This is a genomic window from Glutamicibacter mishrai, assembly GCF_012221945.1.
Taxonomy (GTDB): Bacteria; Actinomycetota; Actinomycetes; order Actinomycetales; family Micrococcaceae; genus Glutamicibacter; species Glutamicibacter mishrai.
The window spans coordinates 3,087,539-3,107,757 of record NZ_CP032549.1 but is presented as its reverse complement, the minus strand read 5'-3'; the positions used below and the strand labels follow the sequence as shown (position 1 = coordinate 3,107,757).

Here is a 20,219-nt window from a genome sequence, read left to right as displayed (position 1 = left end):
AGAAGGCAGGTCAATGCCCCCGCCAGTGGCGAGGGCATTGCAACTGATGTTCCCGTTCCATTCCTGCGATCAGGCGGTGGCTTTGCGCAAGGTGAGATAGGAACCAGCGGCTACGAGTACGGCTACGAGCCCACCCCACAGGGTCACTGACCCGGCAGTCCAAGTCAGCGCCCAGCTCCAGAACTGACCCCAGAAGCTCGTGAACGTGAACAAAGCGATGATGCCCAGAACCAGCAGTCCCAGCACGGTAAAGAAAACTACCATGCCAGTTTGGCGCCAGCGCATATAAATGGTTGCGACGAAGAATCCGATCATGAATAACAAGACCATCAGCACAAAGTAGAACATGATCTGAATGAACCCGCTATTGTCGGCAATCCATTGCAACGCGAAGAATCGTCCGTCAAGTCCCCACCCGCCGGTAGCCGTTTCCACCAGACCCATGAGGTAGTAGAAGACCGAGAGCACCAGGGCACAGACCGAAAACAGCGCTAGGGTACCCAAGTAGAAGGTACGTCGCGAGATGCTCATCGCCATTGAGAATGGGAACGTCATCGTCAGCGCTTGAATACCCAGCGCCAGGAAGTACCACATGGGTGCCTGGGCTCCGCCGCCATACAGCACGCCTTCCCCTCCGCTTCGGCGGACCAACCACCAAATAGTCATGGTAAAGAGGAACGCGCTGACCAGGATCATCAGCGGAATGCCGATAAAGGTGGCTTTGTTGATCAGCTGCATGCGCGCAACTTTCATTATGCGGTTCATGCTCGTGCCTCCGTTCTTTTGTCAGTTCCTTCGTTGGTGCTCAATGCACTGCGAACAACCAGCTGCTGCAGTGAGACTGGGCTCAAATCCAGTCCCATGAGCTTTGCTTGTTCGCGTTGGTCCCCGCTGAGCTTGGCCTTGATAGTCACGCTGGCCAGCGCACCCAGTGAATCGCGGTGCAGTACCTCGGCCGCCCCAATGAATTCTTGGACCTTTTTCGCATCGCCGGTTACGGTGACCGCGGCTCCACGTAGTTCTTCGGCGTCACTGTCCACTACGATGCGGCCCTTATCGATCACGATGACGTGTTCAAGCAGGTTCGCCACCTCATCGATCAAGTGGCTGGATAGCACGATGGTGCGTGGGTATTCGGCAAAGTCTTCAACCAAACGGTCGTAGAAGATCTGCCGGGCCACCGCATCCAGCCCTAAATACGGTTCATCAAAGAAAGTGATCTCGGCGCGAGAAGCCATACCAATGATGACGCCGACAGCAGAGAGCTGACCGCGGGATAGCTTCTTGATCCGACGCTTGGCCGGCAGGGCGAAGGCCTCAACAAGATCTAGCGCCAGCTGCTCATCCCAGTTCTCGAAGAACATTGCGGCGGCTTTGAAAGCTTGATGGACTTTGAAGTCTTCGGGGTACTTTTGCGATTCGCGAATGAAGCAGATGCGCGAAAGGGTCAAGTCATTCTCGAAGGGCGCGCGTCCGAAGATGTGTGCCGTTCCCTGATCAGGGTAGTTCTGTCCAGTCAGGATAGACATCAGTGTGGTCTTGCCTGCACCGTTACGGCCGAGCAGCCCGTAGATTCGGTTAGGTTCCAAATCCAGAGTCACATTATCCAGGGCGCGTACGTCTTTATAAGTCTTGCTCAGCTCGCGGGTGGCGATTGCTGTTGATCGAGTCATGCTGTTCCTCCTTACCTCGTGATGATGGTTAGCCTGCTGAACCGGTCTTGATCATGGAGACCAGTTCTTCGATGCCGATGCCGAGTTTGGATGCTTCGGCGGTCAGTGGTGCGATGAATTGCTGCTGGAATTTCTCGCGGCGCTTTTCGCGTAACCGCTGTGGTGCTCCCCGTGTGACAAACATGCCGATCCCCCGCTTCTTATAGAGCAGTCCGTCTTCCACCAAACGATTGATCCCTTTGGCGGCGGTCGCCGGGTTGATCCGGTAGAAGGCTGCGAACTCATTGGTTGATGGAACCTGCGCTTCTTCAGCTAGAACACCAGAGATGATGTCGTTCTCGATCAGCTCAGCGATCTGCATGAAAATCGGTTTCGAATCATCGATCATGCTGGCTCCTCTCCGTGCTCAAACCCACCAGCTTGGTTAGTGGGTTAGTTACTCATGCAACTAACCATAGAACCCATTGCGGCAGAGCGCAACCCATGACCCGTTTTGCCCTTCTGGGCATTTTCATAATCAATGCATACGGAAGCCAAAAATTCGTCGAAATTCCCCAGAATTCCGCGTTTTTATCTGCTGGAAAACAATCCATTTTCTTGTCCGAGAGTTCCTTTTGACCTGCGCCTTAGCTTCCTCAAGTGGTCATCCTACGAATCGCACAGTAAAGGATTCAATGCTTAACCCAGCCCCCTTTCCGAAGAACTACAAGGACTTCCATGAACATCTTGCTTTTTGCGGCCGCCGATATTGCTGCCATTTTGATCCTCACTTTTGGCCTGTACCTTCGCCGCCATCGGCGCCGCGATTTGGCCGTGTCCTATATCGGCATCAACATCGGAGTTTTTGCGGTCGCCACCGCTTTGGCCGGAAGCACAGTCAGCGCCGGACTGGGCATGGGACTGTTCGGGGTTCTTTCCATCATCCGCTTGCGCTCGACCGAGCTGGAGCAGCACGAAATCGCCTATTACTTCTCGGCCCTGGCCATTGGCCTGATCACCGGCATGGGCCCAACGCCGATTTGGCTGCCATTGGCTCTGGTGGGCTTGATCCTGGTCGCCATGCTGGTTGCCGATCATTCGAAAGTCCTGCCGACCTACCGCCATCAGGAGGTCATTCTGGATCGGGCCATAGCCAACGACGATGAACTCAATGCACATCTGAGCTTGCTCTTCGGAGGAGCAACCATCCACCAGGCAGTGGTTCAGCAGCTGGACCTGATCAACGACAAGACCATCGTCAAGGTTCGCTTTTCACAGCCGACGGCCACCATGATCGAGTCCTCAGCGTCGCGAACCGTAGAAAACCACGAAGTGATTACCGGACAGACACGATGAATTTCACCGACCACCTAGAAACCATTAGCCTCGAGGAACTCAACGCGGCCGCCGCCTTGCAGACTCGAACGGACCGCAAATACATCCTCACCCAAGAGCAAGCCGCCGAAGTCCTCCCGATACTGGGCCAACAGGCGCTGGTCCTATCCATCGATGAACGCCGAGCATCTGATTACACCTCGGTGTACTTCGATACGCCTGATCTCGCCAGTTTCCATCTGGCAGCCCATCCGCGCCGCCGCCGATTCAAGGTACGCACCCGAAGCTACATGGATACCGAACAGTGCTATCTGGAAGTGAAAACTGAAGGTGCCCGTGAGCAGACGGTCAAGGAACGCATCGAGCATCCGTTCATGTCCCGTGACGCGCTGAGCGGCGAATCGCTGGACTACATTCAAGAGACCTTGGACCACGAGCTGGGATCCTGTCCGATTGATCCGCAGCTGCTTACCCCGGTCATTGATTCCTCGTATACCCGCACGACCTTGTATCTGCCCCAGACGAACAGCCGCGTCACCGTGGACACCAACCTGGTGTGGACAGATCCGAAGTCCGGGACGCGCCTCGAATGCAACGAGATCATCGTGGAAACGAAGTCCGCCATGAACGCCGGCCCGGCAGACAAGTTGCTGTGGAGCCACCATGTGCGGCCCTCACGCATCTCGAAATTCGCTACCGGCATGAGCCTGCTCGACCAGCATCTGCCGGCAAACCGCTGGCACAAGACGACCAAACACAAGATATCCACTTCAGTATCCCTGCATCCTTAGGAGCATCATGATCGACTCACCCCGCCACCGGGCGCAGTCCCCGCGCCAATTCGGATTCAGATCCCCACGGGTTATGACTGCCGTGGCTTCACTTTCCGTTGCCGCCCTCGCTCTGGCCGGTTGCACCAATGTCGCCTCGGCACAGAGCGTCGTCAACACCGAGATCAGCACCGAAACAGCAACGTTCTTCAATGCTGATTCCGTCCATGAAATCAGTGTGACGGCCGAGCCAGATGACATCACTGCAGCGCTGAAGGCCTATGCAGCCGATGGCACGAAAGACTGGATCTCGGCTGACGTCACCATTGACGGAACCACCTTCAAGAACGTGGGAATGAAGCTGAAGGGCAACTCCACCCTGCGCGGAGCCGATGAATCATCGGATGCCGCGACGTTGCCATGGGTCCTGCGACTGGACAAGTTCGAAGCGAACCAGTCGTACTCCGGCCGCTCCGAATTCGTCATTAGGACCAACTCCAGCGAATCCTCGCTCAATGAGGCGGTTGCCCTTGATCTGCTGGGAGAAGCAGGACTCGCCACCGAGCATGCTGCTGCAACCCGTTTCTCGCTCAACGGCTCGGATGCCGAACTGCGTCTGGTCATTGATAACCCCTCCGACGAGCTCTACAGCGATGAGACCTTTGAGGGCGATGGCATTACCTACAAGGCCGATGCCGATGGCGACTATTCATATCGTGGAGATGCTGCGAGCGACTACGAATCCGCTTTCGAGGTCGAGTCCGGAGCCGATGATCTGACTCCCATTGCCACATTCCTGGATTTCGTGAACAACTCTTCCGATGAAGATTTCTCGAGCAAGCTCTCCGATTATCTCGACACCGACCAATTTGCTACCTACTTGGCCATGCAGGATCTCGTGTCGAATACCGATGACATCGATGGACCAGGCAACAATTCCTTCCTGCGGTACGACAGCGAAACCAAGAAGATGACCGTTGTGGCTTGGGATCAGAACCTCTCCTTCGGTTCTGGTCCTGGCGGAATGGGCGGCGGCGGAGCAATGGGAGGCGGCAATGGCGAAGGCCCCGGCAAGATGGACTCCGACTCGCTGCTCACCAGCATGCTGCCCGACGGCCTCAAGCTGGCCGATGCCAAGAAGCAGATCGAGGCTGGAACCGTTCCTGATGGCATGGAGCTTCCAGAACAGATGACCCTGCAGGACGGCACCAAACTCATTGATGTCCTCAAGGATTTGGCCAACGGCCAGATGCCAGATGGCCTGTCCTTCACAGGTCGCGGAGGCGGCCAACCGCCAGCCATGGATGGCCAGGGCGGCGCGCCCGGCGGGAACATGACTCCCCCGGACCAGAATTCCTCCAATGACACCAACACAACAGAAAGCAAGGACAAGCCTGCAGGTGGCCAGAACGGCGGAAAGTCCATGGGTGGAAAGTCCAATCCGCTGGTGACTCGATTCCTGGCTGACGAAGATTTCAAGGCCCAATATGAAGCTGCCAAGACTGAATTGGCTGACAAGCTTTACGAGTCTGGCACGGCCGAAGAAATCCTCAACAAGTGGACCACGTTGTTGAATAACGAAGCCAGCGACCTGATTGATGCCGAGACTGTCAGTAGCGAAGCGGATACGATCCGCTCGCACTTCACCTCGGATTCCGTGCAGTCTTCCACGCCAAACACGCAGCAGCCATCAACGGCTCCGAAGACCGAGGAAGATGACGCTAGCCCGAGCGCATCCCCAACGTCCAGCTCGTGATCATCGAGAATTCGGGACCCTGATCCGGACATGACAAACGCCAGCCAACATTGCCGTATGGGCAATGCTGGCTGGCGTTTGTTGCTGCGATAATCAGTTGCTGTTCAAGGCCTTGCTGACGGTTTCCACAATCGTGGGAAGCAGCGCGGCAAAGGCCCGAGCACGATGCGAGATCGCGTTCTTCTCCTCGGGAGTGTGCTGCGCCATCGACTTGCCGGCGCCGGCTGGTTCAAAGATCGGATCATAGCCGAAGCCATGCTCGCCAGCGCGTTCGGTGCGCAGTTGCCCTTCGACCTTCCCCAGCTCAACGAATTCGTCGCCTTCTGGTGTTGCCAACGCTGCTGCGCAAACGAACTGCGCGCCACGGTGCTCAGCGGCGATATCGCCCAGCTGCGCCAGCAGCAGGTCCATATTCGCCTCATCGTTGCCGTGGACACCGGACCAGCGCGCCGAGAAGATCCCCGGTGCGCCGCCAAGCACGTCAACGCTCAGGCCGGAGTCGTCGGCGAGCGCGATCAAGCCCGTCGATGCTGCGATCTCGCGGGCTTTTTTCAGCGCATTGCCCTGGAAAGTCACCTGGTCTTCAACCGGGTCGGTTGCTCCAGCAGTCGCTGCGTCGATCACCTGGGTGTCAACGTCCAGTCCTGGCACCTGCCCGCGCAATAGTTCGCGCAGTTCACGCAATTTGCCCTGGTTATGCGAAGCGAGAACGAGAACTGGCTGGCTCATTTGGTGTTCTTCAGGGTCTCGCGCTGGATCTGTGCCAGCTCGTTGGTCCCGCCCAGGGCGAGGTCAAGCAGCGAGTCGAGCTCGGCACGCTTGAATGGCACGCCCTCGGCGGTGCCCTGGACCTCGACGAAGTCGCCGGAACCAGTGACCACGACGTTCATGTCGGTCTCTGCGCGGACGTCTTCTTCATAGGGCAGGTCCAGCATCGGAGTGCCATCGATGATGCCGACAGAGATAGCTGCCACCGAATCGGTGAGCACCTTGACGTTCTCCTTCACGATGCCCTGGGAGCGGGCCCAGGCAATGGCCTCGGCCAGCGCCACGTAGGCACCGGTGATGGCGGCGGTGCGGGTGCCGCCGTCAGCCTGCAACACGTCGCAGTCCAGCACGATGGTGTTTTCACCCAGTGCCTTGGTGTCGACCACGGCGCGCAGGGAGCGGCCGATCAGACGCGAGATTTCGTGGGTGCGGCCCGAGAGCTTGCCCTTGACCGACTCGCGGGAGTTTCGAGTGTTGGTGGCTCGTGGCAGCATGGCGTATTCGGCGGTGACCCATCCGGTCCCCTGCCCCTTCAGCCAGCGTGGCACGCCCTCGGTAAAGGAGGCGGTGCACAGCACTCGGGTGTTCCCGAATTCAATCAGGGCAGACCCTTCGGCCTGTGCGGACCAGCCGCGGGTGATGGTGATGTCTCGAAGTTGCGCGGCTCCTCGGCCGTCAGCGCGTAAAGTCATGCTTCCATCCTAACCACGCCGGGGCCCTGATTCTCGCGAGATCGCCATAGCGTTACGGTGAAATGCACCTCCCCGACCGGCAGCGTTCAGATGCGCGGGACAATCTGCACGCAGCAACGGCCCGGCCGCGCGATGCCGGCTTGCTGCTCGCGGCTCTGGTAAGCCCGGAAAACAGCGAAGCACCGCCGAACGCTTCATGGCGTTGCGGCGGTGCTTTTCAGCGGAAACTCGGCTACTTCTTGCGCTTGAGCAGCGGGAACTTGCGGGTCTTCTCATAGGAAATCGTCGGCAGGGTTCCGGTGCGGGTCTTGAGATAATCGGTACCCTTCTCGCCCTTGAAGCGATCCGGATCCTTGTCCTCTTTCAAGCTTCCCGAGTACACGCCATAGGTCACGCCGGAAACAGCGACAGCGATGCCGCCCGTATAGGTTTCCTTGGCTTCCTCGACAACCTTGTTGATGTCGGTCCACACCGGGATGTGCGTGAGCAGCATGCGTTCGACGCCGGCCGCCGTGGCCATTTCGCCAGCGCGCTTTCCGGTCAGGTGCACGCCATCGATATGGTCGTCGCGGCCTTCTTCAAAAGCGGCTTCGCAGAGGAACATATCTGCATCTTTGGCGGCTTCCACCAAACCATCGCAGGAATCGGTGTCCCCCGAGTAGGTCAGCACACTGGTCAGCAACTCGCCGTCTGGGCCAGGTTCGCTGGCTTCCACGCGCAAGGCATACGCTTCGTCGATCGGATGCCGCACCGGATAGGGAGTGATGGTGAACGGGCCGATGTTCACCGGCTTGTTCGGCGTCCACACCTGGAAGTCGTAATCCTTGGCCATGGTGTCGCCATCAGGCAGGGAATAAGCTGTTTCGATTCGATCCGCGGTGGCTTCCGGTCCATGCACGAGCATGCGGTCACGGCCCCAGCCATTGGGATCCCAGCGGATTGCCACGTGCATTCCGCACAGGTCCATGCAGTGGTCCGGGTGCAGATGGGAAATCATGATCCCGTCGATATCCTTGATATCGGTGTAGCGCTGAAGCACGCCCAACGCGCCGGAGCCCAAATCAAGCAGGATCTTCCAGTCGCGGGTGCCATCAAAGGCCGACACCAGGTAGCAGGACGCGGGAGATCCCGGTCCCGGGAACGACCCGGTGCATCCAATGATGGTCAGCTTCATTCGTTTCTCGCTTTCGACGCGGCGATCATTTGCGGGGTAATCCGCGCGATGGCACCGGTCGGGTAGTGGGCGGCCACATGGTCCACGTGGCGCACCTGCAAGACCTCGGGACCGAGGAAACGGCGAGCCAGTACACCAAAACTATCAGCGTTACCTGTGGCAAGGAACTCATGACGCGCCGCGACACCGTCTTCGCGAACCAGCGAATGGCGCGTCAAAGCGCGGAAAACATCCTTGGCGGTTTCTTCCGCGCTGGAAACCAATGTGACGCCATCACCCATCACATAGGAGATCACACCGGTGAGCAACGGGTAGTGCGTGCAGCCCAAAATCAGGGTGTCGACGCCGGCTTCCTGCAACGGCGCCAAGTACTCCTGCGCGATCTGCAGAAGTTCCGGTCCCGCGGTAATCCCGGATTCCACGAACTCCACAAAACGCGGGCAGGCCACGGAAGTCACTTGCAGATTGGGCGCGGCGGCAAAGGCGTCCTCATAGGCGCGTGAACCTACGGTGGCCTGCGTGCCGATGATGCCGATCTTGCCGTTCTTGGAACCAGCCACAGCGCGGCGCACCGCAGGCTGGATGACCTCGACGACTGGGATTCCGTAGCGTGCGGTGTATCGTTCGCGAGCATCACGCAGAACCGCGGCCGACGCCGAATTGCACGCGATCACCAGCAGCTTCACGCCGGCATCCACCAGCTCATCCATGACGCCCAAGGCGTTGGCTCGCACCTGGGCAATAGGCAATGGGCCGTACGGAGAATTAGCCGTGTCCCCCACATAGATCAGGGATTCGCCCGGCAGCTGGTCGATAATCGCCCGGGCGACAGTCAGTCCCCCAACCCCGGAGTCGAAAATGCCGATGGGCGTATCGGAGTCAGGAGCTGAAACTTGTCCGGTGGCAAAATAAGAATTCATCGACTAAAACTCCGCATCCATCAGTGCACTCATCAACGTATCCTGCACCCATGAAACCAAGTTGTACACCAAGGCCAGGTACTCTTCCGGAGTTTCAACCTCGGCGGCATCGAGCACTTCGGAAACTCGCGCGGCATCTTGCTCGTCACGGATTTCCAAACGCTCCGCCAAGACGAGCCGCACATCATTCAGCGCCTGCGCAAAGCGTTGCGCATTCTCTTTTTCCAAGACAATCTTGTCGGTTTCCAGCAGGAACTGCGCTTCGCGCAAGCGACCGGTCTTCTGCGCAATCAGATCGGCTTCGGTCAGCCTGCGGTGCTCAGCAGCCACCACCGGGTCATCGCTGGCATCGGGCAGCAGCTTGGCCAAGGCCGGGTCCGAAACCGGCGGCAGATCCATCGACTCAGGCCGCATCCCGGTCAATGCGTACAAGGGATCGATGTCTTCTGGCAGCTGATGCACCTCGGCGCGTTCCTCCAGCATGGTGATCACATCGCCGAAGAGCTCTCGAAGCAATTTGCGCTCAGCCGAGTGCAAGGTGCCGGTAATGCCGTGGGCACCGTATTTAAAGGCCTTCGCCACGCTTAGGCCTCCTGGGTCATGGTCGCATTGAGCCCGAATCCGTGCATGGCCTGCACATCCGATTCAATCGCTTCGCGGCTGCCGCTGCGCACGGCGCAAAAGCCATCGTGATGCACCTGCAGCATGAGCTGTTCAGCCTTCTCCGCAGTGAAACCGAAGTATGAGCGGAATACATAAGCCACGTAGCTCATCAAGTTCACCGGGTCGTTCCACACGATCAAGCGCCATGGCTTTTCGTTGGTGGCGGCGGTTTCGATTTCGGGAAGTACATCGGGCATTGCGGTCATGATCTCTATTTTACGCGCGGATCCTGAACGCCACGCAGGACACGGTAAATATCATCTTCAGCGTGAGGCGTTATACAGTAAAACCGGTCTATTAGAACTTCCAAGACCACCACTGATACTTTTTTCGATCCCCAGGAGCGTCCCATGCGCACCAGCCTCTTCACCGACCACTACGAGTTGACCATGCTACAGGCGGCTCTCGAGTCAGGTGCGGCCCACCGCCCATCCGTGTTCGAAGCTTTCGCACGGCGCTTGCCAGAGGGTCGACGCTACGGCGTAGTCGGTGGCACCGGCCGCCTCCTGGAAGGCTTGGCCGACTTCCACTTCGACGATGAGCAGCTGCGCTACCTGTCGGATAACAAGGTTGTCAACGCCGCGACCATCAAGTACCTGGAGAACTACCGTTTCAGCGGCAATATCTCCGGCTATGCCGAAGGCGAGCTGTACTTCCCAAACTCGCCGCTGCTGACCGTGGAATCCACCTTCGCCGAAGCCTGCGTGATCGAGACCTACCTGCTCTCGATCATGAACCATGACTCGGCTATCGCTTCGGCCGCCTCGCGCATGATCGCTTCGGCCGGCGAGCGCCCCTGCATCGAAATGGGTTCGCGCCGCACCCATGAAGAGTCCGCCGTCGCCGCCGCGCGTGCGGCAATGATCGCCGGCTTCACCTCGACCTCGAATTTGGAGGCCGGAGCGCGCTATGGCCTGAAGACCGTGGGCACCTCCGCCCACTCCTTCACCCTGCTGCACGATTCAGAACGCGCCGCCTTCGAGGCGCAGGTCGCGTCGCTGGGCAAGGACACCATTTTGCTGGTGGACACCTACGACGTGGAGAACGGCGTGCGCACCGCGGTCGAGGTCGCCGGTCCCGAGCTGGGCGGCGTTCGCCTGGATTCCGGCGACCTGGTTCAGCAGGCCGGCTGGGTCCGCCAGCTGCTCGATGATCTCGGGAACTGGAACACCAAGATCACCGTCACCTCGGACTTGGACGAATACGCCATCGCGGCCCTGGCCAGCGCGCCGGTGGATTCCTATGGCGTAGGCACCGCCCTGGTGACCGGTTCGGGGCATCCGACCGCCTCGATGGTCTACAAGCTCGTGGCCCGCCAGGACGATGCCGGCACCTGGATTCCGGTAGCCAAGGCGGCGGCTAACAAGGCCAGCGTCGGCGGGCGCAAGCACGCTGTCCGCCAGCTTAATGACCGCGACCGCGCGGTGGCCGAAGTCGTTTCGACCACCTCCCACACCACCGGTGGACCGGAACGCGAGCTCGTCGTGCCACTGGTAGTCAACGGCGAGATCGATATGTCCTACACCGGGGCTTCGGGAGTCAAGAAGGCCACCGAACGCCATCGGGCCTCCATCCAGGAATTGCCGGGCGTGGCCCGCAAGCTGCAGCGTGGCGAGCCAGTGATCCCGACCATCATGATCCAGGACTGAAAACACACGAAAATCTCAGTTGCGGGCCGTAGCATCTTCACAGTTGGAATCGACGGTCCGCATCAAGGAGCAAGCCATGACCCGAGCCCTGCTGATCATTGATCTGCAACCTGACTTTTGCGAAGGCGGAGCCTTGGCTGTAGCGGGCGGCAATGCCGTGGCCGCTGCCATCGCCAGTGATGTGGCCGAACGCCGGGAGAGCTATGCCGCGGTCATCACCACCCAAGATTGGCATATCGAGCCGGGAGCCCATTTTTCGCAGTCGCCGGACTTTGTCGATTCCTGGCCGGTGCACTGCGTTGCCGGCACCCAGGGCGCGGCTCTGCATCCATTAATCCAGGACACCGCGATCGACGCCCATTTTGCCAAGGGGCGATTCGCCGCGGCCTATTCGGGATTCGAAGCACGAGAACTCGTCGCCGATGCACCGCTGGCGGATGAAAGCGGCACGCTATTGGCTCCGTGGCTGCGCGAGGCGGGAATCACCACCGTGGACATCGTGGGGCTGGCAGCCGATCACTGCGTCCGTGCCACAGCCTTGGATGCGGTGGCCGAGGGCTTTGAGGCCACCGTCATCTCCCCTTTGACCGCGGCGGTGTCACCACGGAACCTGCCGGCCGTCCATGAGGAACTGCGGACTGCCGGGGTCACGGTGCTCAGCCTAGGCTAGCTGCCGACAAGGTACTGCGACCACGGGCTCTTGACCGGCCGGCAAGTCCCCGGGCATGCTGGGGACACACAGTGAGCCTCAAGGGACGGATCAGCATGCGAAAACTCGTGTACTACGTAGCGACCACATTGGACGGCTACATCGCCTCTCCCGAGGGCGGGGATCCCAGTGGAGCAGAGTTCTTCCCGCTTGGCGCGGATCTGATCGAATTCATGGTCGGGAACTACCCGGAAACCCTGCCAGGCCCGGCGCGCGATGCCATGGGGATTTCTGGTCCCGGGACCGTCTTCGACACCGCCTTGGAAGGACGGTCATCCTACGAAGTCGGACTGGCTGCGGGCACCACAGACGCTTATCCGCACCTGCGCCATCTGGTTTTCTCAACCACGCTGGCCAGCCAGGATCCCGCAGTTGAAATCGTCCGCGGCGATGCCCTGGATCGGGTTCGACAGCTCAAGGCGGAGGCTGGAAAAGATCTATGGCTGGTGGGAGGAGGGAAGCTCGCCCACAGCTTGCTGCCGGAAATCGACCGATTGGTCCTCAAGCAGAACCCATCGATCATCGGTTCAGGCATCCCGCTGTTCGACGGGCCCTTCAACGTCCAGATGTTCCGTCCGGTGGATCAGGTCATGCTGGACTCTGGCATCAGGGTGCTGACCTACGACCGGGCTTAGCGGTCATAGGCCAGTGTCCCGGCCACGGACCGGGCTACTTGCGTCCGACGAACCAATCCTGCAGCTTGTCGATGCGTGCCTGCAGCTGATCGGCGGTAGCCTGCGGCACCGCCGGACCGCCACAGACGCTGCGCAGCTTGTTGTGAACCTGTCCGTGCGGCATCCCAGTGCGAGCTGCCCACGCCGAGACGTTTTTGGATAGCTTGGTACGCAGATCCATCATCCGCCGATGATCGGAGACCGGTTCGGGTTTGGTACCGCCCTTGTTGATCTGCTTGCTCTGCTGCTTGCGCAGCAGCTCGGAGACCTGATCGGTGTCCAGCAAGCCCGGGATTCCAAGGAACCCCAGTTCCTCGTCGCTGCCGATGTCGGCGCCGGTACCGAACTCGCCGCCGTCAAAAAGCACGCGGTCAAAGGAGGCTTGGGAATTGAGCGCCTCGAATTTGTTGCGCACCAGCTCATCGCTGGCCTTGTCTTCCTTGTTGGCTTCTTCCAGCAAGGAATCGTCAAGGCCGTCCTCGTCCTTGTTGCCTTCCTTGTCCAAGGCGTGGTCGCGTTCGACTTCCATCTCGTTGGCCAGGGCCATCAGGATCGGCACCGAAGGCAGGAAGACGCTGGCTACTTCCCCGCGTTTGCGGCTACGCACGAAGCGTCCCACCGCCTGGGCGAAGAACAACGGGGTCGAGGTGCTGGTGGCGTAGACGCCAACGCAGAGGCGTGGAACGTCAACGCCCTCGGACACCATGCGCACTGCGACCATCCAGCGGGCATCCGAGGCAGCGAAGTCATCGATCTTCTGTGAGGCCTTGGGATCATCGGAAAGGATGGTGGTGACCTTTTCGCCGCAGATCGCCTCCAGCTGGCTGGCATAACCGCGGGCATCTTCATGGTCGGTGGCGATGATCAGGCCGCCGGCGTCCTTGACGGTACGACGCACCTCGGACAGGCGGCGATCGGCAGCGCGAAGCACCGAGGGAATCCAGTCGCCGTGCGGGTCCAAGGCGGTGCGCCAGGCGTGGGCGGTGACGTCTTTGGTGAAGCCTTCGCCGAGGTTGGCTTCCATTTCCTCGCCGGCCGCAGTGCGCCAGCGCATATTGCCGGAATAAGCCATGAACAGCACCGGGCGGACCACATGGTCGGCCAGCGCATTGCCGTAGCCGTAGGTGTAGTCGGCCTTGGAGCGGCGGATGCCGTCGCCCTCGTCGACATACTGCACGAAGGGAATCGGGGCGGCATCGGAACGGAACGGCGTACCGGTCAGCGCCAGGCGGCGGGTTGCCGGTTCAAAGGCTTCGCGGATGCCGTCGCCCCAGGACAGGGCGTCACCAGCGTGGTGCACCTCGTCCATGATCACCAGGGTGCGGGCATTCTCCGTTTTGGCGCGATGCACCGCTGGCTTCAGCGCCACCTGCGCATAGGTCACCGCGACGCCCATATAGTGCGAGCCGTGGCGGCCATCGGAGTTCTTGTAATTCGGGTCCAGGGCAATGCCCACGCGTGCCGCCGAATCGGCCCACTGCTTTTTCAAGTGGTCGGTGGGGGCGACAACGATCATGCGATTGATCTTGCCGGAATCGATGAGCACCTTGGCCAGGCGCAGCGCGAACGTCGTTTTACCTGCGCCGGGAGTTGCCACGGCCATGAAGTCCTTGGGCTCGGTCTCGAAGTACTGGGCCAAGGCCTCTGCCTGCCAGGCACGAAGCTTGGGCCCGGTTCCCCAGGCCGCTCGTTCCGGATACGCTACGGGGAGCTTGTCTTCCAGTGGAAGCTTGTCGCCAAAATCAAAGAGTGTCTCGGTCATATACCTTTTCCCGGCCGCGTGCAGTGTGTGAAGTAGTGCTGGTGTATCTCGGGCACTACCCCATCAAGGAGTCGTAAACTTCCTTGCACTCAGGGCATACCGGGAACTTCTTCGGGTCTCGGCCCGGGGTCCAGACCTTGCCGCACAAAGCGATCACTGGTTCGCCGGACAGCGCCGACTCCATGATCTTTTCCTTCTGCACGTAGTGGGCAAAACGCTCGTGATCGCCGGCCTCGACACTCTGAGTTGTCTCGGTACGTTCGATCGTCGCAGTGCCACCACGGGTTTCTTCAGACTGTTCCACCATGCCTTCAAGTCTAATACGTTTTACCTGCTGTGTGGGTCTGATCTGGGTGGGAGCTTGTCCACATCCAGGCCGATAAAACCCTGACATACCGCCATCACCTGCGCGCTTTTAGCGCGAATCCCCCAGCATTATTCACGGAGTTTTAACATCAAAAACTACACGGAGCCAAGTGCTGGATTTCCACACCGGCACTTGGCTCCGTGTCGTCTCGCGATGAATGCTTGCTACTTGTTGAGCATCACGGCTTGCATCAATTCCGGGGCCCGCTTTTCATACCACTTGCCGCCCAAGGCAATGCCGCCGATGAGCAGTCCGATGCCGAGCGCCAGCCCGATACCCAAGGTCAAGAACCCGAGGCCGCGCGATTCCTGGAACCAGCCCATGAGGTAAGGGATCATCACCGGAAGCAGCAAAAGCGCCATGACGCCGATAGTCGCCAACTGGGTCGCGGCCACGCGCAGCCCATTACCGGGCGGAGTCTTCATCGGGTTATCCCCGGGCAGCGGCACCGCATAGGTGTAGCGTGCCGAGGCCACCGAAGCGACACCCAAGGCAATCAGCAGCGCGGCCAGCGAGAACCCCAGATCCCCCGGGATTCTCCACGCTTGCCCGGCAATGGCACCCGGCAGGATCGCGGCGGCCAGCACCGGGATGATCGATAGCGCAAAGCAGGCCATCGCTCGTCCAGCGCGGTCGGCACGTCCGGACACACCGGTGAGCACATGCAGGGCAAAGGCGGTGTTGTCATAGGAGATATCTGCGGAGATGGAGAAGCCGAGCAGGATGCCGATCATCGGGCCGAGCAGGTACATCATGGTGTAGTTGCCCGACTGGCTGCCGGTGAACCAGAAGATCAATGGCAGGACCGGAACCATCAGAACGCCAATGGCATAGCGCGGATCCTTGAACCAATAGGTCAATGCGCGGGCGCCGACCGCCCCTGCGGGAGTCGCCGGAGCGTACTTGAAGAAGCCCAATCCGCTCTGCTTGGCTGCGCGCTGTTCGGGCGGCGGAGTCACGGTGGCTTGTGCCGTCGCCCGGGTGACCAGCCAGTACAGGCCACCGAGGTAGACCACGGTGAGCACCAGGCAGATGGAAAATTGCAGGTAGTTCCCGTAGGCCAGCGCGCCGGGCAGGGCTGCCGCTGCACCCAGCGGCGTATAGGCCAGGACGTTGGAGATCGGGCCGATCAAATCCAGCAGGCTATTCGCGGCCGAGGCGATCGATGAGATGATCGGGCCCAGGCAAATCAGCAGCAGGAACAGCACCGCAAAGGTCAGCTCGCGGAAACGGCGTTTGGCCCGCAGAGCGGTGGCCATGATCGTCAGATACTGGCACACCAGAACAGCCATCACCGCAGTGGCGATAGCGGCCAGCACCGCCACCGGCATGGCCAGCGGTTCATGCCGCCAAATCAGTGATCCGCCGATCAGCCCGATTATGCTCAGGATCGCTGGCACCGAAATGAACCCCGAGAGCACCAGCGCCGGGCCCAGGACCTTCTGCGGGATGCCGAAGTGCACAAATCGCGATGGCTCCAGTGTCAGATCAACACCGGTGAGCAGCGGTGGAATCACCGCCCAGCCTAGGACCACCAGCGAACCGACGATGATGCTCAGCTCGGCGTCGATCGCGGTCTCGGAAGCCATGAACCAGGCGGCGATCGTGAGCATCACGATCATCCCTAAGGCGTACACCGCGCCGATGATGACACCGATCAGCTGGCCTACCGACCGCTTGAAGCCATTGGCCAGCAGCAGGAGTTTCAGTTTGAGGATGTGCGCAACCATGACAGCCCCTCGTTGTTCGCTCGTCCGCCGACCAGATCCACGAACCGGTCTTCCAGGCTCATGCCGCCGCGCACCTGCTCTACCGAGCCCTGCGCCTTGAGCACGCCGCCGGCAATAACGGCCACGTGCGAGCACATGCGTTGGACGAGATCCATCACGTGCGAGGAGACGATGACCGTGCCGCCGAATTCGACGTAGTCGTTGAGGATATCGCGGATATTCGCCGCGGATACAGGGTCAACGGCCTCAAAAGGCTCGTCGAGCACCAGCAGCTTGGGCGAGTGGATCATCGCAGTAGCCAGTGTGATCTTCTTTGTCATGCCGGCCGAATAGTCCACCACCAGCTTGTCGCCGTCACCGCTCAGATCCATGACGCGCAAGAGATCTTCGGTTCGTTCGGCCACTTCAGCGCGGTCCATGCCCCGCAAAAGACCCGAGTAGGTGACCAGCTGGCGGCCGGTCAGGCGGTCAAACTGGCGCACGCCATCAGCCAGCACGCCCAGGGTCGCCTTGGCCGACTGCGGGTCCGTCCAGATATCCACGCCGTTGACCAGAGCCTGGCCGGCATCCGGCCGCAACAGTCCGGTGGCCATGGACAGCATGGTTGTTTTGCCGGCCCCGTTGGGGCCAACGAGGCCATAGAAGGAGCCGGCAGGCACCTGCAGGCTGACGTTGTCCACTGCGAGCTTGGGGCCAAATTGCTTGGCGAGGCCGCGAATATCCAGTGCGATCTGATTCATGCTTTCAGGCTAACAAAAGCCCTAGTCAATAGGCATCATCCTTTGGAATTAAACCTGAGTGTAAAAAAGCCTCGGCCGACAAGATCACTTGTCGGCCGAGGCTGGGTGAAGCTGTGGCAATCAGAAGAGCACGCGCGCCAGCTTCTGGCGGGAGGCAGCGACGCGAGGATCGCTGTTGCCCACCACCGCATAGAGCTCGATGAGGCGACGGCGAACGCGTTCACGATCATCGTCTGCCAGCTTCGAAATCAACGACACCAGACGGGCAAATGCGTCCTCGACGTGGCCGCCGATCACATCAAGATCGGCGACATCCAGCTGCGCGGCAATGTCCTCCGGATTCTGCGCGGCCAGCTCGCGAGACTTGTTCAGCTCAAGGTTCTGCGTGCGCGAGAGCAGGCGCACCTGGTACACGCCAACCTGGGCCTCATGATCATTCGGCTTCTCATTGAGCGCTTCAAGGTAGGCTGCCTCAGCGGCAGCGTAGTCCCCCGCATCGATGGCATCCACGGCCTTCTGGTGCAGCGGAGGCAGCTCAGGCTCGGTGGCCGTGGCAGTCCCGCTGAATGGCGGCACGGTTCCGGACAGCCCCTGCTGCACGGCAAGCTGTTCCAGCTGGCCGAAGAGCTGAACGATCTGGTCCTCGGCAGCCGGCCCCTGGAACAACGGCACCGGCTGGCCCTTGATCAGGGCGACAACCATCGGAATCTGCTGGGCTTGGAAGGCCTGGGCGATTTGAGGATAGGTTTCCGCATCCACCAAACCGAGAACGAACTTGCCACCCTTGGCGTCAACCAGCTTGCGCAACACCGCATCAAGATCTGCTGACACCTGCACCCGGGGCGAGCCCAGGGACACGATGGCAGGAACACTCTGGGAGAGGCCCACGAACTGCTGGAAGGCCGCCTCATCCAATCCGGTGGTCCAGCTGGCAGCAGCCGAAGCGGTGGTGTCGGTGGCCTGCGGGTTCTGGTTAGCCAACGCCGACAGGTCTACCGCGCCACGGGTTGATGGGATGTTTTCTTCGCTCATAGGTACTAGTCAACTTCCTTCACGTCGAGCAGGACTTGGTCAGCGGAGATCAACTGGATCTTGTCTTCGGATCCATCAGCAGGGATGTAGAACATCACTGGCTCAGCGTAGGTGCTTTCCACATTGCCATTCGAAGAGCTGGAGCCCAGCAGCTGCTCGGTCAGCTTATCGCTGCTCTTGAGCGGATCAGCGTTTTCGGTGCGCTCGAACAGGGCTTTGTTATCCAGCTTGCCGGCGACGATGGCGCCGCCATCAGGGGTGGATACGACGTAGGTATCACCCTTGGTCACGGTGCGCTTGTAGCTCACCTTGGCTTCATCGGCGTTGTCGGACTCGGACTTCTGCGCGGCGTGGATGGCCTTGATGAACTCGGACTCAGCGAACTTGTCCTTCTGCTTCGAGTCCTTGTTGGTCAGCACGTCACCCAGGGCTTCCAGAGCCTTCTCCGGGGTCATCTGCAGATCCTTGGCATTGGCATCCAGCTGCTTGGTTGCTGGGTCCCCCACGGCGATGCCCGGGAAGGAGGAATTCGGTAGCATCTGGCCAGCGAAAACAACCTTGTAGTTATCGCGTGCGCTCTTCTGCACCAAGGTGATTGCCTGCGGCAGGGTGTTCGCGTCGTTGTCCTTGGCGGTGACCACGGAAATCACGCGAGGGAACTTGGCTTCGCTGGTGTTGGGCACAGCGGCCGAACGCAAAACCTGGGTATTCAAGGCCAGAGGCTTGTCCACCTTGAACTCGTCCTTGAGCATGTCGTAGCGCTTGCCGCGCAGGTACTTGAAGGCACCAGCTGCGCGAGCGTCCAAGGCCTTGACGTCGCTCTTCTCATCGGCGTTGCCGACCTGCTTTTGAACGTCAGCCAGGACATTCTTCAGCTGCTCCTCGGTGAGCACAGGGAACGCGGTCGGTTCCTTTTCGCTTTCCGAAGCAGAAGCCGAAGCGGAACCGGACTCTTCGGCAGGCGCCGAGGAGGAAGGGCTCTGGCTGGCCTCATCGGATTTAGCTGCGGATTCCGAAGGCGAAGCGCTGGCATCGTCCTGTGGCTGCATTGGCAGGTTGACACCTGACAGGGCCAGTGCGACGACAGCTGCCGCGGCAACCGAGTGCTGGGTATTGGCACCATTCTTCGGCTTGCCAGGACGCATCACCAGCAGAGCCAGGCCGAAGACCAGCAGCAGCGCGCCGGCAATGATCAGCGGCAGGGCAAATGGCATGGCGTCATCATTGGCGTAGGTGACGGAGATATCCACTGGAGCGGCATCCTTTCCACCGGCAGCCAGCAGCAGCGACCAGTCGCCGGAATCCGGAGCGGTCCAGCGGTAGGTCATGGTGCCATCGGCGCTTTGCGAATCGAAGAAGATGTCGTCGCCGGCTGGGTTGGGCACCTGTGCCTCGCCCTTGTCCAGTTCGGCAAGCATCTTGTGGTTTTCGGTATCAATACCGGTGACCGATACGTGGGCTGCCTTGCCGACCCAAGCATCAACGTCATAGCTGCGGCCCAGGGACGCGGTGAATTCACCCTTGCCCTTGATGACCAGTTCTACCGGGTCGAGCTTGGGATCATTGACCGAGGACTCGATCAATGTCAGCGGCGCCTCGCCGTCCAGTTGCGGCATCGAAGCGGTGACCGTTTCGGGCGGGGCCCAAAAGGTCTTCTGTCCGATGCCAACTACGAGGGCCGCAGCCCCCAGTAGCATCGCGATCACGGAGATTACTTTTCGCACGAGTTCACCTATTCGCCTACGTCTTACTGCAGTTCATTCCCAAGTCTAACGAGTTCGGCGCGAACATGGTTCCGTTCTTGCGCTGTGAAGTGGCTCATTGGC

The 20,219-nt window shown here is 60.1% G+C and carries 20 protein-coding genes and 1 pseudogene; 6 read left to right on the top strand and 15 right to left on the bottom strand.

The window, feature by feature from the left end; all coding sequences use genetic code 11:
• Nucleotides 1-69 precede the first annotated feature (69 nt).
• Genes D3791_RS14600 through D3791_RS14590 form a run of 3 tightly spaced genes read right to left on the bottom strand, consistent with a single transcriptional unit; the run spans nt 70 to nt 2,061 of the window.
• Nucleotides 70-765 carry a hypothetical protein gene (locus D3791_RS14600; RefSeq protein ID WP_022876305.1) on the bottom strand — a complete coding sequence of 232 codons (696 nt, stop codon included), beginning with the start codon at nt 763-765 and terminating at the stop codon, nt 70-72.
• Nucleotides 762-1,673 (bottom strand): ABC transporter ATP-binding protein, encoded by a 912-nt coding sequence (locus tag D3791_RS14595; protein WP_172512610.1) that lies wholly within the window; start codon nt 1,671-1,673, stop codon nt 762-764. The genes D3791_RS14600 and D3791_RS14595 overlap by 4 nt, the downstream gene beginning before the upstream one ends.
• Nucleotides 1,674-1,701: 28 nt before the next feature.
• The gene (locus tag D3791_RS14590) at nt 1,702-2,061 is read right to left on the bottom strand and encodes a GntR family transcriptional regulator (RefSeq protein WP_022876307.1); all 360 of its coding nucleotides are present in this window, start codon (nt 2,059-2,061) and stop codon (nt 1,702-1,704) included.
• Between the two features lie 329 nt (nt 2,062-2,390).
• On the opposite strand from D3791_RS14590, the gene D3791_RS14585 reads away from it, so the two are divergent.
• From D3791_RS14585 to D3791_RS14575, 3 genes are read left to right on the top strand one after another with little or no spacing between them, the layout of a single operon-like run.
• On the top strand, nt 2,391-3,008 hold the full coding sequence (locus D3791_RS14585) for a DUF4956 domain-containing protein (protein ID WP_172512609.1): 618 nt from the start codon (nt 2,391-2,393) through the stop codon (nt 3,006-3,008).
• Entirely contained in the window at nt 3,005-3,778 is a 774-nt protein-coding gene (locus D3791_RS14580) for a polyphosphate polymerase domain-containing protein (protein WP_172512608.1), read from the top strand. Before D3791_RS14585 ends, D3791_RS14580 begins: the two co-directional genes overlap by 4 nt.
• A 7-nt stretch (nt 3,779-3,785) precedes the next feature.
• Nucleotides 3,786-5,513, top strand: a complete 1,728-nt coding sequence (locus D3791_RS14575; protein ID WP_172512607.1) for a CotH kinase family protein — start codon at nt 3,786-3,788, stop codon at nt 5,511-5,513.
• A 93-nt stretch (nt 5,514-5,606) separates the two neighbouring features.
• Here D3791_RS14575 and rdgB read toward each other — a convergent pair whose 3' ends face one another.
• The 6 genes and pseudogenes from rdgB to clpS form a co-directional block, all read right to left on the bottom strand.
• Nucleotides 5,607-6,242, bottom strand: coding sequence for an RdgB/HAM1 family non-canonical purine NTP pyrophosphatase (gene rdgB / locus D3791_RS14570; protein ID WP_172512606.1), 636 nt, complete (start codon nt 6,240-6,242; stop codon nt 5,607-5,609).
• A complete protein-coding gene (gene rph / locus D3791_RS14565; protein WP_022876312.1) occupies nt 6,239-6,973 on the bottom strand; it encodes a ribonuclease PH in 735 nt (244 codons plus the stop codon). The genes rdgB and rph overlap by 4 nt, the downstream gene beginning before the upstream one ends.
• A gap of 379 nt (nt 6,974-7,352) precedes the next feature.
• Nucleotides 7,353-8,147: pseudogene (locus D3791_RS14560) on the bottom strand (MBL fold metallo-hydrolase); the annotation flags it as partial.
• On the bottom strand, nt 8,144-9,067 hold the full coding sequence (gene murI / locus D3791_RS14555; protein ID WP_022876314.1) for a glutamate racemase: 924 nt from the start codon (nt 9,065-9,067) through the stop codon (nt 8,144-8,146). The gene murI and the pseudogene D3791_RS14560, both read right to left, overlap by 4 nt.
• A 3-nt stretch (nt 9,068-9,070) precedes the next feature.
• Nucleotides 9,071-9,649: a DUF2017 domain-containing protein gene (locus tag D3791_RS14550; protein ID WP_022876315.1), complete on the bottom strand. Its 579-nt coding sequence runs from the start codon at nt 9,647-9,649 to the stop codon at nt 9,071-9,073.
• 2 nt (nt 9,650-9,651) lie between these two features.
• Nucleotides 9,652-9,936: an ATP-dependent Clp protease adapter ClpS gene (gene clpS / locus D3791_RS14545; protein ID WP_022876316.1), complete on the bottom strand. Its 285-nt coding sequence runs from the start codon at nt 9,934-9,936 to the stop codon at nt 9,652-9,654.
• Between the two features lie 144 nt (nt 9,937-10,080).
• Here clpS and D3791_RS14540 point away from each other — a divergent pair, with 144 nt between their 5' ends.
• From D3791_RS14540 to D3791_RS14530, 3 genes are all read left to right on the top strand, one after another.
• Nucleotides 10,081-11,379, top strand: a complete 1,299-nt coding sequence (locus D3791_RS14540) for a nicotinate phosphoribosyltransferase (protein ID WP_022876317.1) — start codon at nt 10,081-10,083, stop codon at nt 11,377-11,379.
• Between the two features lie 76 nt (nt 11,380-11,455).
• Entirely contained in the window at nt 11,456-12,049 is a 594-nt protein-coding gene (locus D3791_RS14535) for an isochorismatase family protein (protein WP_172512604.1), read from the top strand.
• Nucleotides 12,050-12,144: 95 nt separating this feature from the next.
• Nucleotides 12,145-12,723, top strand: coding sequence for a dihydrofolate reductase family protein (locus D3791_RS14530; protein ID WP_022876319.1), 579 nt, complete (start codon nt 12,145-12,147; stop codon nt 12,721-12,723).
• A gap of 34 nt (nt 12,724-12,757) precedes the next feature.
• On the opposite strand, the gene D3791_RS14525 is transcribed toward D3791_RS14530, so the two are convergent.
• The 6 genes from D3791_RS14525 to D3791_RS14500 form a co-directional block, all read right to left on the bottom strand.
• Entirely contained in the window at nt 12,758-14,524 is a 1,767-nt protein-coding gene (locus D3791_RS14525) for a DEAD/DEAH box helicase (protein WP_061952426.1), read from the bottom strand.
• Nucleotides 14,525-14,579: 55 nt separating this feature from the next.
• Nucleotides 14,580-14,831 carry a DUF3039 domain-containing protein gene (locus D3791_RS14520; protein ID WP_022876321.1) on the bottom strand — a complete coding sequence of 84 codons (252 nt, stop codon included), beginning with the start codon at nt 14,829-14,831 and terminating at the stop codon, nt 14,580-14,582.
• A 224-nt stretch (nt 14,832-15,055) separates the two neighbouring features.
• The gene (locus tag D3791_RS14515; protein ID WP_022876322.1) at nt 15,056-16,621 is read right to left on the bottom strand and encodes a hypothetical protein; all 1,566 of its coding nucleotides are present in this window, start codon (nt 16,619-16,621) and stop codon (nt 15,056-15,058) included.
• Nucleotides 16,597-17,361 carry an ABC transporter ATP-binding protein gene (locus D3791_RS14510; RefSeq protein ID WP_172512603.1) on the bottom strand — a complete coding sequence of 255 codons (765 nt, stop codon included), beginning with the start codon at nt 17,359-17,361 and terminating at the stop codon, nt 16,597-16,599. The genes D3791_RS14515 and D3791_RS14510 overlap by 25 nt, the downstream gene beginning before the upstream one ends.
• A 120-nt stretch (nt 17,362-17,481) precedes the next feature.
• Complete coding sequence (locus D3791_RS14505; protein ID WP_172512602.1) at nt 17,482-18,393, bottom strand: co-chaperone YbbN; 912 nt, start codon at nt 18,391-18,393, stop codon at nt 17,482-17,484.
• Between the two features lie 5 nt (nt 18,394-18,398).
• A complete protein-coding gene (locus D3791_RS14500; protein ID WP_172512601.1) occupies nt 18,399-20,117 on the bottom strand; it encodes a hypothetical protein in 1,719 nt (572 codons plus the stop codon).
• Between the last annotated feature and the right edge of the window lie 102 nt (nt 20,118-20,219).